Annotated in this window: 10 protein-coding genes; 3 read left to right on the forward strand and 7 right to left on the reverse strand. The window is 62.4% G+C overall.

The annotated features are described in order from the left end of the window. Positions 1–33 precede the first annotated feature (33 nt). Entirely contained in the window at positions 34–2,211 is a 2,178-nt protein-coding gene (locus O3297_RS12690) for a TonB-dependent siderophore receptor (protein ID WP_305048859.1), read from the forward strand. On the opposite strand, the gene O3297_RS12695 is transcribed toward O3297_RS12690, so the two are convergent. The 3 genes from O3297_RS12695 to O3297_RS12705 form a co-directional block, all read right to left on the reverse strand. Further along, entirely contained in the window at positions 2,212–2,760 is a 549-nt protein-coding gene (locus O3297_RS12695) for an ATP-binding protein (RefSeq protein WP_305049668.1), read from the reverse strand. It lies immediately after the preceding gene. After that, entirely contained in the window at positions 2,760–3,371 is a 612-nt protein-coding gene (pnuC, locus tag O3297_RS12700; protein ID WP_070282197.1) for a nicotinamide riboside transporter PnuC, read from the reverse strand. The genes O3297_RS12695 and pnuC overlap by 1 nt, the downstream gene beginning before the upstream one ends. A gap of 86 nt (positions 3,372–3,457) precedes the next feature. Then, the gene (locus tag O3297_RS12705; RefSeq protein ID WP_151096484.1) at positions 3,458–3,976 is read right to left on the reverse strand and encodes a DUF2867 domain-containing protein; all 519 of its coding nucleotides are present in this window, start codon (positions 3,974–3,976) and stop codon (positions 3,458–3,460) included. A gap of 67 nt (positions 3,977–4,043) precedes the next feature. Between O3297_RS12705 and O3297_RS12710 the strand changes: the two genes are divergently transcribed. After that, entirely contained in the window at positions 4,044–4,691 is a 648-nt protein-coding gene (locus tag O3297_RS12710; protein WP_305048860.1) for a TetR/AcrR family transcriptional regulator, read from the forward strand. Between the two features lie 36 nt (positions 4,692–4,727). Continuing rightward, positions 4,728–5,219 carry a hypothetical protein gene (locus tag O3297_RS12715; protein ID WP_305048861.1) on the forward strand — a complete coding sequence of 164 codons (492 nt, stop codon included), beginning with the start codon at positions 4,728–4,730 and terminating at the stop codon, positions 5,217–5,219. Between the two features lie 27 nt (positions 5,220–5,246). On the opposite strand, the gene O3297_RS12720 is transcribed toward O3297_RS12715, so the two are convergent. The 4 genes from O3297_RS12720 to O3297_RS12735 all read right to left on the reverse strand — a co-directional run bounded on the left by O3297_RS12720 (position 5,247) and on the right by O3297_RS12735 (position 12,865). Beyond that, positions 5,247–5,780, reverse strand: a complete 534-nt coding sequence (locus O3297_RS12720; protein WP_305048862.1) for a hypothetical protein — start codon at positions 5,778–5,780, stop codon at positions 5,247–5,249. A gap of 111 nt (positions 5,781–5,891) precedes the next feature. Next, the gene (locus O3297_RS12725; protein WP_370385405.1) at positions 5,892–8,039 is read right to left on the reverse strand and encodes a S46 family peptidase; all 2,148 of its coding nucleotides are present in this window, start codon (positions 8,037–8,039) and stop codon (positions 5,892–5,894) included. A gap of 87 nt (positions 8,040–8,126) precedes the next feature. After that, a complete protein-coding gene (locus tag O3297_RS12730) occupies positions 8,127–10,256 on the reverse strand; it encodes a PAS domain S-box protein (RefSeq protein WP_305048863.1) in 2,130 nt (709 codons plus the stop codon). Beyond that, positions 10,253–12,865: a chemotaxis protein CheB gene (locus tag O3297_RS12735; RefSeq protein WP_305048864.1), complete on the reverse strand. Its 2,613-nt coding sequence runs from the start codon at positions 12,863–12,865 to the stop codon at positions 10,253–10,255. The genes O3297_RS12730 and O3297_RS12735 overlap by 4 nt, the downstream gene beginning before the upstream one ends. Positions 12,866–12,997: the final 132 nt, after the last annotated feature.

Below are 12,997 nucleotides of genomic sequence, written 5' to 3' on the forward strand. Positions count from 1 at the left end.
CTTTACAGAGACGGCTTGAACCACGAGCAATCTATGTCCACACCGAATTTATCTGCGCATTTTTCCCGTCCTGTACTGACCCTGGCGATCCTGCACGCGTTTGCCGCGCCTGCCTTTGCTGCGAACGACACCGCCGAAGCCGCCGATCCGCAGGCCCAAAACATGGCCGAAGTCGTCGTCACGGCCAGCAAGGCGCCGGCCGCCAAGCGCGCCTCCGTGGGCGGCTTTGCCGACGCGCCGCTGCTGCAGACACCGGCGTCCGTCACCGTCATTTCGCAAAAAGACATGCAGGACTTGCAGATCCGCAATCTCAGCGATGCCGTCAAGCTCGACGCCAGCATCAACGAGTCGTACAACGCCGTCGGCTACGCGGAACAGTTCACCATCCGCGGCTTCAAGCTCGACACGAACTCCAGCTACCGCAAGGATGGCGTAGCCATTCCTGGCGACACGCAAATTCCGCTGGAAAACAAGGAACGCATCGAAGTCTTAAAAGGCCTGGCCGGCTTGCAGGCAGGCGTGGCCGCGCCTGGCGGCGTGATCGACTTCATCGTCAAGCGCCCCACCGCCGCACCGCTGCGCACCGTCACCGTGGAAGCGCGCGAACGGGGCACCGTGTATGGCGCCGTCGACCTGGGCGGACGCCTGGAAGACACGCGCTTCGGTTACCGCGTCAACGTGGCGGCCGAGCGCCTGCGTTCCTACATCAAGGGCGCGGACGGCAACCGTCGGTTCATTTCCGGCGCCTTCGACTGGCAGATTTCCCCGCAAGCCCTGCTGCAGCTCGACGCCGACTACCAGGACAAGGCGCAGGTCACGGCGCCCGGCTTCCAGCTGCTGAGCAACGGCAGCCTGCCGGCCAACATCAGCGCCGACGCCATGCTCAACAAGCAGCCGTGGACGCATCCGGTGGAAACCGTCACCAGCAACCTGGGCCTGCGCTTCCAGTACGCCTTCAATGACGACTGGCACGCCACCCTGTCCGCCAACCAGCACTCGTTCAAGCGCGACGACTACACGGCGTATCCGTATGGCTGCAGCCCGGAAGGCTGGGCGCCCGTCTTCTGCAGCAATGGCGATTTCTCCGTATGGGACTTCCGCAGCCTGGGCGAAACGAAAAAGCCGCTGAGCGCGCAAGCCATGATCCAGGGCAAGTTCGCCACCGGCAGCCTGCGCCACGAATTCACTGCCGGCGTGTCGTACTTCAACCGCAAGGACCGGGCCGGCAAGTACGTGTACGACGAAGTGGGCATCAGCAACATTTATCGCCCCGTCATCGTCGTGCCATCCGACGGCGTCACGGGCCCCGTGCGCCTGGTACGCAACGACAAGGAAAAATCCGTCTTCGTGCAAGACATCGTCAGCCTGGCGCCCAACTGGAAGCTGCATGGCGGCCTGCGCCACATCAATGTGGATGGCTACCAGTATGTGCTCAAGGCCGACACGGAAATCCGCGCCAAGCACGACTTCCTGTTGCCGAACGTGGCGCTGGTGTACAACCCGCAAGACAATATCGCCGTGTATGCATCGTATTCGCAGGGCATGGAGCACGGCGGCACGGCCGACCGCTACGCGGAAAATGCCAATGTGGAACTGACGCCGAGCCGCTCGAAGCAGGTCGAATTGGGCGTAAAGGCGGACCTGACGCCGGACTTCATGGTGGCCGCCACCCTGTTCCAGATCCGCAAAGGCCTGGAATTCAACCAGTACCTCGACAGCAGCATGAGCACCTACAACTTCGTGCGCGCGGGCCAGGCCCAGCACCGTGGCCTGGAATTATCTGCCCAGGGCAAGGCCAGCGCCAACCTGAACCTGGGCGCGTCCATCACGGCCCTGAACAGCCAGCAATCAGGCACGGGCAGTGCGGACTACGATGGCAAGCGCGTGCCCAACGTGCCGGCCTTCAAGGCGGCCGTGCACGCGAACTACGCCGTGCAGCAGGTGGCGGGCTTGAGCGTGAATGGCAGCTGGGAATATGCGGGCAAAAAGGCGTTTGAAAACAACAACACCACCTTCGTGCCTTCGTACAGCGTGTTCAACCTGGGCGCCGCCTGGGCCACGCGCCTGGCCGGCACGCCAGCCGTGCTGCGCGCCACCGTCAACAACGTGACGGACAAGTTCTACTGGCGCGATGTGACTCCGGAAGCAGGCGGCTACCTGTTCCCGGGTGCAAGCCGCACCTTGAAGGTGTCGGCGCAATTCGACTTTTAATTAAGTTGACGTAGAGGCAGGCGCCGCATCGAGCGCCTGCTGCAGCAAGGGCGCCGCCTGTTCCAGGCGCGCCTCCAGGCTGTCGTGCAGCACGTGGTAGGCGATGCCGCGCGCATCGAGCTCGTCGAGCAGATAGCGGTAGATCAGCTGGCGCACGGCTTCCGACTCGCGCTGCAAGCCGTCGGCCACCCACGGGCTGTCGGGCGCCGTCACCAACGTCAGGTCGTACTGCGTGGCATCGGCCAGCGCCGCCAGCGGCGCATCGGCGCCATTGAAATAATGGCGGCTGTAGACCACCGTCATCAACGGCGTCGTATCGCAAAACAGGAAGTGGCGCGCCTGCGCGGTGGCAGCCGCTTCACGTTCGACTTGCGTTCGCGCAATGCCAAACTGGTCGGCTGCGACGGGCACCCGGCCCTGCTTCTCGACAAATTCGCGCAAGTATTCCGGCACCCAGACGGTGCCGTAGCGTTCGGCCAGGGCGGCTGCCAGGGTCGACTTGCCCGACGATTCCGCGCCCAGGATGTCCACGCGCACGCAACGCTCCATCACTTGAGGACCATCGCGCTCGGCGCGGCCGGGGCCGACTTTCTCCACGCCAGCAAGCCGATGATGGCCATCACGACGAAGAAGGCATACAGCACGGCCGTCAGGGTCAGTCCCTTGTGCAGGTATAGCCACACATACAGCACGTCGACGATGATCCAGGCGATCCAGTTTTCCAGTTTCTTGCGCGACAGCAGGAATTGCCCCACCAGGCTGCCGGCCGTGAGGAAGCCGTCCGCGTGGGGCACGTCCGTATCCGTCGTCGTCAGCAGCCAGGCGATCAGCAGAAAACCGACCAGCCAGCCCGCGGCGCACGCCATCCAGCCGCGTCCATCGAGGCGCGTGACGGGCAAGGTCTTGCCGCCACTGGCCGGGTGCAGCCACTGGTACCAGCCCCAGAACGAGACGCTGATAAACAGCAGTTGCAAGGCCATGTCGCCATACAGGCGCGATTCGAAAAACACGAAACCGTAGGCGGCCGAGGAAATGATGGCGAACAGCCACGCCCAGTGATTCTGGCGGATGTTCAGCGCAACGGTTGTCAATGCCAGGACAAAGGAAATCAGTTCAAGCGGCGTGGTGGCAAAACCCAGCAGGAGAAGCGTATCGTTCATGGGAATCGTGATGAGGCTGGTGGTGCAGTATGCAATACCAGCCATGAATAAGCAAGATTGCCCGCACCGCCGCAGCCCTTCCCTACTCAGGCAAAGCCCCCCTTGACGGCGCGCGCCAGCGTACGCCGCACGATCAGCTTGTGAAATGGCCGGATCACCAGGATGTAGGTACGCCCTATCCAGTTATGGCAATGCACGACGGTGGAAAAGGTAACGCTGCCATGCAGCCCCGCGTCCCGGTTGCGCAGCACGGACAAACGGAAGTCCAGGTGGCTATCGTCCTCGCCCACGATGATTTCATCATCGCTGACGGCAAAGATGCGGAAGATGCCGATGCGTCCATCAGGCTTGGCCGCCAGCTGTCTTGCCGTCTTGATGCCGAAGGGTGAGACTATCGTGTCGCGCACCGCCAGCAGCCACTGCGCCCAGCGCGGCTGGCTGCATAGCACCACACGCGCCAGGGCCTGCATATCCATCTGCCGTACACCAGCGCTGGGCAGGCCGACGGCATACGCGTCGGCCAGGTTGCTGCCCGGATACAAGGGGGCGATGCTGGCGCCTGGCGGCAAGGCCACGGCGCGTACCACGTTGCTTATCTCTTGCATGTGCTCTCCATGTGTTCAGTGATAACATGGCCATCATACACGACAATGTGAACAGCGATAACATAGAATGACAAGCACAAGTACTTACCATCACGGCAACCTGCGCGACACCCTGGTCGCCGCCACCATCGCCCAACTGGCGCAGCAAAGCGACGCCACCCTTTCCCTGCGCGAACTGGCGCGCACGGTGGGCGTGTCGATCGCCGCCGTGTACCGCCACTTCCCCAGCAAGGAAGCCTTGCTGGCCGACGTGGCGGCAGCCGGCTTCGCCAGCCTGATCGCCAAATGGGAGGCAGAACTGCCGCCGCAGGGCAGCCTGCCCTCCGAACAGCGTTTTCAGCTGCTGGGCCAGCAATACATCGAATTTGCCCTGGCCGCGCCAGCCCACTACCGGCTGATGTTCGAACACCAAGACGTGCGCCAGTTCCCCGCCCTGATGGAAGCGGCGCAAGCATGCTTCCAGTACGTGCTGCAGACGGCCGGCGCGGCCGTGCGCGAAGCGGGCCTCGACCCGCGCTGGGACAAGGCCGCCGCCAGCGCCGGCTGGTCGCTGGGCCATGGCTACGTGATGCTGCTGCTCAGTGGCCGCCTGGCCATGGCGGACGGCGGCGACGATTTGTCGCCGGCGATGGTGCCGCGCTTTTTCCAGTTGCCGGTGGAGGCGTTGCGGCAGGCTGCCTTGCCAGGCGGGGCAACCGCAATCAAGTCAGATTGACCCAGTGATCGGCGAGTGCCAACGTCAGGAACTTTCATGCACAACATATCGATAGACACGCTCTCGGTGACCGCCAGGCAATGCATTGCCGTAAGCTGCCTGCAACGCTTTTGCCAGCGCTTTGACATTCACCATCCGGCGCTGTCCGCATTCGCCGAACACGTGTGGAAAGTGGCGCAGATCGCGCCTGGGGATTTTTCGGCATGGGAGCATGGTTTTGCTTCCCTGGCGGTGACCGGCATGGGCGACCCCTGGCCGGATGACATCCGCCTGGCCATGCCCGGGCACCTGCTCGGCACGCTGGAGCAGCTTGTCGGGCATGTGCTGGAAACGAGCGCCTGCACCTGGTATGGCGATGACCTTCCGGCAAGCCGGCGGCAGCTGGAAGCCGTCCTTGATATCTGTGCCAGGCACGGCGTGGCGACGCCACCGCTTGCGCACTATGTGCAGCACGATGCGGCGCTGCGCGGCAGCTGGGGGCCGATGCTGACGGACGCGGAAGTCAGGCGCTGGCAGGCCCTGCTATAGCGCGCGGCCTGCAATGGCGGCGGAGGCTCACGCCGGCAGGCCCTGGCGCACCTGGTCGAGCAGCCGCTCCTCTTCCTCCGTATCGGCGTCGATCTGCGTGACCACGGTCCAGAATTGCGGGCAGGTCTTGATCTGCTCGAAAGCCTGGCGCGTTTCAAGCCGCACCATGGTTTTCCTCAGGCTGTGCAGATAGCCCTCCTCGATGGCATCGAGCAGTTCGTCATCGGCAGCGTCGATCAGCTCGAGCAGCGCGCCTTCGATCCTTGCATACCCCTCCTCCCACAGCTGGCCGATTTCCGGCACGTCGACTTCGATGCACTCGTTCGACCAGTCCGGAGGATAGTAATCGCGCTCCCGATTGGCGGGATCGGTGTCAAGGCTCAGCGAAAGGGATGGGAACGACACGGCGTTGAAGGCAAAGGCGGAAAATGCCTGATCCTTGAATGGGGACGCGCCCAGCAAGGCCAGCGACGCGCTGGCCAGCTTGAAGCAGGTTTCTTCGACGTCGTATGCTGTTTCAAACGTTTGCCAATCAGGCGGCGAATCGGGAGTCAGGGGCATGGCGGGCCTGTCGGAAATGAATAAGGGTGAATGGGAATTATACGTGGCGCCGCCGCAAAAAAGCCGCATCGGCCCTGCGGCGGATGCGGCTTTTATCCCAGCTGGGAAAAATTACTTCTTGGCAGCCTTCGGATACTTGATGGTCATTTCCTGCAGCAAGTTATCCGCATGGTCCACTTCCTTCATCACCCACAGCATGTAGCGGATGTCGAGGTGGATGGCGCGCGTGATGGCCGTGTCGAAGTACCAGTCCTTGGTGATCGATTCATACGTCGAATCGAAGTTCAGGCCGATCAATTCGCCACGCTTGTTCATCACGGCCGAGCCGGAATTGCCGCCCGTGGTGTCGGCGCTGGTGAGGAAGTTGACGGGAACCGTACCCAGTGCCGGGTCGCGGAACTGGCCGTAGCGTTTTTGCTTGACGGCGTCAATCAAGCCTTGCGGCGCTTCGAACGGGGCCTTGCCCGTGACTTTCTCGACGATGCCTTCCACGGTCGTGAACGGTCCCTTGGTGATGCCATCGCGCGGCGAGTACGGCGATACCGTGCCATACGTGACGCGCAGGGTCGAGTTGGCGTCAGGATAGACCGGTTTGCCTTGCGACTTTTTCCAGGCAATCACGGCTTGCATGTATTGCGGAATCACGCGTTCCAGGTTGCCGTCGATTTCCTTGCGGCGCTCTTCCAGCGCCGCCTCGACGGGCTGCAACTTGATGGCCAGCGCCATGAAGGCGTCGTCGGACTGGGCAACAGCGGCCTGGTCCTTTTCCAGCCAGGCCAGGCGCTTGGCCGTGTCAGCCAGTTGCGTCTGCTGGTACAGGGCCGCCACGGCAGCTGGCGCCGGCAGCAGCGCGTCCAGGCCTTGCGGATGGCTCTTCGCCGCCAGTTGCGCGTAGCGCTTCAGACCGGCTTCAAAACGCGCCTGGTCGACCTTGTTGACATACGACTGTTCCAGACGGGCCAGACGGGCCTTGATGAAAGCCAGGTCGCGCTGCTGGAAGCCCGATTCGCGCTCGGCGTCCGCCTTCTGGCGCTCCAGCGACAAACGGTAGAGGGTGCGCGCGCTTTTCAGCAAGTCGCTGTTGGTGGCCACGCTCCAGGCGAACTCTTCTTCGCTCAAGGCCATGTCGCTGGCGATCGCCGCGTCCAGTTCGGCCAGCAGGGTCGGCGACACGTTCGGCTGCTTCGCATACCAGGCGCGGAACTCGGCATCCTGCACGTCCTTGATGGCGGCGATGTCCTTGCGCGCGAAACCATCGAGCAAGCCCTGGGTTTTCTTCAGCACGTTGTTGATGCTTTTCACCACGCTCGCATAGCGCACGGCAGCGGCCGCGTCGCCATTCGTGGCGTCAGCCATCACGGCCAGGTCCGCTTGCAGTTCCGACACTTTCAAAGGGAAGGCCGTATCGCGCGCGAAGCGGATTTCCGCCGGCAGCTTGTAGCGGCTGGTGCGGCCGGGGTAGCCCGCCAGCAAGATGCCGTCACCGGCTTTCAAGCCTTCGGCCGAGACCACCAGGAAATCCTTCGATTTGTACGGCACGTTGTCGGGCGACGGGTCGGCCGGACGGCCATCCTTGCCCACGTAGGCGCGCAGGAACGAATAATCGCCCGTGTGGCGCGGCCATTCGTAGTTGTCGATATCGCCGCCGAAGTTGCCGATCTTGTCCGATGGCGCGTACACGAGGCGCACGTCGCGTATCATCATCTGGCGGATGCGGTAGTACTCGAGGCCGCGGTGGAAGGCAGGCACTGAGCAGCGGTACATCTTGTCCGTTTCGCATTCGGCGATCAGGTCCTTGATACGCTTTTCCACGGCTTCGTGGCGCGCGCGGCCGCTCATGTCGGCCGTCAAGCCTTTCAAGACGCGGTCGCTGACGTTCTCCACCTTGTCCGTCACATACACGAGGCTGTTCGGACCGCCCGGCAGCTCTGCGGCGCGCGTCTTGGCCAGGAAGCCGTTGGTGATGTAATTGTGTTCCGGCGTGGAATTGCGCTGCACGGCGCCATACGCGCAATGGTGGTTCGTCACCACCAGGCCGGCGTCGGAAACGAAAGCGGCCGAGCAGCCGCCCAGCGACACAATGGCGCTCATCGGGTGCTTGCTCAGGTCAGCCAGTTTTTCTGCAGGAATTTCGATGCCGACCCGTTTCAGTTCGGCTTTCAGCTGTGGCAATTGGTGTGGTTGCCACTGCCCTTCGTCGGCGTGTGCGCCGGCGAACGCGCCCAACAAGGCGACTGGTAAAACGATTGTTTTGAACAAGATATGCCCCTCCATAAATAGCAGGCGAAAGTATAGCCTGTCCAGGCGGCATGAGTCGGCAAAAATTAACCCATTGCAATTTCTGTATCAGGCGGCCGGCCGCCCCGTCCCCTGCAAGGGAATCTGCAGGGCCAGGCGGCAACCGGCGCCCGATGCCGGCATGCCGACCTCGAATTGCCCGCCCAGCGCCGTCACCCGCTCGGCGATGCCGATCAGGCCAAAGCACTGTTTCTTGCGCTGCTGCTGCGGCGTGATGCCGATGCCGTTGTCGCTGATGGCCACATACACGGCGCAGGCATCCGAGCTGAGTTCGATCTCCACCTGGCTGGCCTGGGCATGGCGCATGACGTTGCTGAGCGCTTCCTGCACGATGCGGAACAGCACGATCTCGACCTGGCTGCCGATGGCGGAAAACAATGCCTCGTCGCGTATCAGCAGCTGGCAAGCGACGCCGCTGCGCTTGCGGAAGTCGCCCACCTGCCACTCGATGGCCGCTTGCAAGCCAAGGTCCAGCGCCATCGGGCGCAGCTCGTTCATGATGCCGCGCACGCTCTTGATGGTGGTGTCGACGTTGCTGAGCACGGCGCCGACGCGGCGGTGCAGGCGCGGATGGGAACCTTCCGTGCGCGCGCTGAGCATGGAAATATCGATGCGCAGCGCCAGCAGGTTTTGTCCCAGTTCATCGTGGATATCGCGCGAAATGCGCTTGCGCTCGTCCTCCTTGGCCGTTTCCAGGTGCAGCGCCAGCTGGCGCAGCTGCGCATGCGACTGGCGCAGGGCACCATCCATCAGCTTGCGTTCGGTGATATCCGTATGCGCCACCACCACGCGCAGCGGCCCTTCGCCGAGAAAGCGGCTGATCCTGGCCTGCGACCAGCGGGGACCGGCGCGCGTGGCAAACTCATACTCGAGCGCAAACGTGTCCGCATTGCCGGCAATGACGGCGCGAATGCCGGCGGCCAGCTCGCGCCCGGCGCTGCGCTGCCAGCGCGGGTCCAGCTCGCAAAACTCCAGGTAATTCTGCGGTTTTTGCATCTGCCCGACAAAATCCAGGCACGCCTGGTTGGCATGCGCGACGCGGCCCGCCCGGTCCAGCACCAGCACGCGGTCCGTCAATGAATCGATGGTGGCGTGAAAGAAGCGCTCCGCATCGCGCAAGGCTTCCTGCGCCCGCTCGCGCTGGTGTACTTCCAGCTGCAGATGCTGGTTGGCCCGCAGCAATTCGGCCGTGCGGTCGACCACCCGCTGGTCCAGCTCGCGGTGCAGCTCGCGCAAGTCCGCTTCGGCCAGCTTGCGCTCGGTGATGTCAGAAAACACGCCGACGAAATGGCTGATCGCGCCATCCGGGCTGCGCATGGGCGTGATCGACAGCGACTCGACGAAGCGCTCGCCATTCTTGCGGCGGTTCACCAGTTCGCCATACCAGCTGCCATCCTGGTGCAGGCTGCGCCACATGGCTTCATAGAAATGCGGCAAATGCGTGCCGCCGCCGAGGAAGGACGGATCGCGGCCGATGGCTTCCTCCGCCTGGTAGCCGGTAATGGTAGTGAAAGCGGGATTAACGGAAATGATGCGGTTGGCACTGTCCGTCACCAGCACGCCTTCGCGGATACTGTCGAGTATCACAAAAGCGCGCCGCAAGGCCGATTCGCGCGCGTGCTCGTCGCCCAGGTCCGTCACCACCATGCGCGCCGTGGCGCTGTCCGCATCGTAATTGGCTTCGATGCGCACCATGCCGCTCATGCCACCCGCTTCGCCTTCGAACAATTGCGCTTCAAGCACCTGGCGCGCACCGTTGGTAAAGACCGCATCGAGGAAGCGGCGGAAGTCCCCTTGCGCCTGCGGCGCAACGAATTGCTCGAAACGCCGTCCCAACAGCCGGTTCTTGTCGCGCTGCAGCAAGCCGCAGGCCGCTACGTTGACGCGTGTGATGACACCCCCGCGCGCCAGCGAGAAATAGCTGACGGGCGCCTGCTCATACAGCTGCGCATAACGGTCGCGGCTGCTTTCAAATTCATTCTTCAGCTGCTCCAGTTCGGCCAGGGCCGCGCTCTGCATTTCCAGCTCGATCTGGCTGACCTGCAGCTCATGCAGCTGGCGCATCACGTCTTCATTCGACTGCGGCGGCGCTACGGGCTGGCGCTGCTGCGCCGCCAATTGCCCGGCCTGCTCTCGCAATCTGGCCGGCCCGCCCTCCTCGTCGAATGGTTCGCTCATGACGCGCTCTCTCCTGCTTTCCCGTCTGCCACGGCGCCGGCCTGGATCTGGCGCAGCTGGGCCTCCAGTACCTTTGACTCGGTAATGTTAATAAAGGTCACGACCACACCATCAATGACATTTTCCACCGTGCGGTACGGCATGATGCGCACGTTGTACCAGCGCCCGTTCTTGGTCTGCACCTGCCGCTCGCAAAACACCAGACTGCGGATGACCTCCAGCGCGTCCACTTCCAGGTTCGGGTAGGCGAGGTCGTTGACGATGTCGCTGAGCGGACGGCGCAGGTCCGTCTGGATCAGCTTGTAGATTTGCGTGGCCGGCGCCGTGAAGCGGCGGATGCGCAGCTCACTGTCGAGGAAAATGGTGGCGATATCGGTACTATTAAGCAGATTTTTCATGTCGCTGTTGACCAGCGACAAATCGTCGACCTTCGATTGCAGCTCCGCATTGACCGTGTACAGTTCTTCGTTCAGCGACTGCATTTCTTCCTTCGAGGTAGTCAGCTCTTCGTTCGCCGATTGCAGCTCTTCATTGGTCGATTGCAATTCCTCGTTGGCCGATTTCAATTCTTCGCGCGAGGTCTGCATTTCATCGCGCACGGCCTGGATTTCATTGCGTGCCTGGATCAGCTGCTGTTCCAGTTCCAGCACCTTGGGATTCAGCGAGCGGCCCCGGCGCGGGGTGGCGGCCAGCGGCATGCTGGCAAACGTCACGAAGAGCATGCCGCGCAGCGCTTCGGGCTGGCGCAAGGCTTCCGCCGTCAAATCCACGGCCTGCGCCTGCCCTGCGTGATCCTTGAGCAGCAAGCCTTTCAGGCGTACCAGGCTGTCGCTTTGCAGCGCCTGCTTGATCAGACCCGCCAGCTCGTAACGCAGGCCATCGCGCGCCATGGCGTGGATATTCCAGTTGGCCTTGCCTGCCGCCGGCTCCAGGAAGGCGCCCGTGCGCCCGTTGATATACAGGATGTCCCCATCCTGGTTCAGCAGCACGGCCGCAGGCGAATATTTCTGGAGCAATAATTGCTCGACATGGGATTGGATTTTTCCAGTCATGCTGACTTCTCTCGTGTCGCTGGGGGTAGGAGGAGTGGCCGACGATACCTTCGTGGGGAAGTACGTCAGCAAGCGCTGGCGCGCCAGGTTGTCGAGCCGGCGGTACAGCCGGGTCGACGTCGTCAGCGGCGCGAACAGCTCGGAAAAATGTCCGGGCGTGTCGGCGCTGCCCAACAGCAAAACGCCGTCGCGGTTCAAGGCGTAATGGAACAGGGGAATCAAACGCTGCTGCAACTTGGCATTGAGGTAGATCAACAGGTTGCGGCAGCACAGGATATCGAGCTTGGTAAACGGCGGATCGGAAATGATGTTTTGCTGGGCAAAGATGATCATGTTGCGGATCTCTTTCCTGACCAGGTAATCGGTCTTGTCCTGCAAGAAAAACCGTTCCAGGCGCTCGGCCGACACATCGCTGCTGATCGTTGGCGGAAACCGGCCCTGGCGCGCGCGGTCGATGGCGTCGGCCGACAGGTCGGTGGCAAAAATCTGCAGGCTGTACTTCGATGGCGGGTTGCTGCCGGCTACCACTTCATGGAAGACCATGGCCAGCGAATACGCTTCCTCTCCCGTGGAACAGGCAGGAATCCAGGCCTTGAAGGCGCGCCCTTCCGGGTGGGCCGCGAGCATTTGCGGCAAGACCACCATTTTCAGGTATTCCCACACTTTCGGATCGCGGAAAAAATTCGTCACGCCGATCAGCAATTCCTTGAACAGCAAGTCGATTTCCACGCGATTGTTGCGCAGATAGGGAATGTACTCTTCCATCGATGTCATCTGGTACAAGCTCATGCGGCGCTCGATGCGGCGCAGGACCGTATTGACCTTGTAGTCCGAGAAGCTGTTGCCCGTATGTTCGGCCAGCAAGGCGACAATTTCCTGCAAAGAATTGCGTCCGCTCGGCTCCTTGCCCGGCAACTCCAGGAAACTGCTGCGAAACAGGTAACTGATGATCTTTTCCGGCATCTTGTCGGGAAAATCGACGAGGTCCACGGCGTCGGCGGCAATGGCGCTCTGCGGCATCATGTCGAACTTGGCCGTATCGGGATGCTGGGCCAGGGTCAGGCCACCGGCCTGCTTGATGGCCTGCAAGCCGCGCGTGCCGTCGCTGCCCATGCCCGACAGGATCACGCCCACGGCCAGTTCGCCCAGCTCGACCGCCAGACTCTCAAAGAAGGCATTGATGGGCAAGCGGTGTCCGCGCAGCTGCAGCGGTTCGCTGAGCAGGAAACGGCCCTTCGACAGGCCCAGGTCGGCATTCGACGGAATCACATAGATATGGTTGGGCCGCAATGACGCCTGGTGCGTGATTTCCGTGACGGGTATGCTGGTGGCCCGCTGCAGCAGTTCCGGCAACAGGGCTTTTTGCGTGGGATCAAGGTGCTGGATCACCACATAGGCGATGCCGCTTTCCAGCGGCACATGGGTCAGGAAAGCGACAATAGGGTCGAGTCCGCCAGCGGAAGCGCCAATGGCCACCACGGGAAAACCGATGGTGGGCGCTTCAGGAACAGTGGGCAGGCTGACCAGACTGGTTTTGCTGCGTTTGCGGGTTATCATCGTCTGCTAGAAACCAGCCTCGGCAAACCTTGCCATGGCCAGCAATTGATAATCTTGCATTCTAGCACTCAAGATGCGCGGCAAAACGCAAATTTGGCGCAGGGATTTGCCCTGCGCCAGCCTGCCCTTTAC

The organism is Janthinobacterium sp. SUN128 (assembly GCF_030587275.1).
GTDB classification, from domain to species: domain Bacteria; phylum Pseudomonadota; class Gammaproteobacteria; order Burkholderiales; family Burkholderiaceae_D; genus Janthinobacterium; species Janthinobacterium lividum.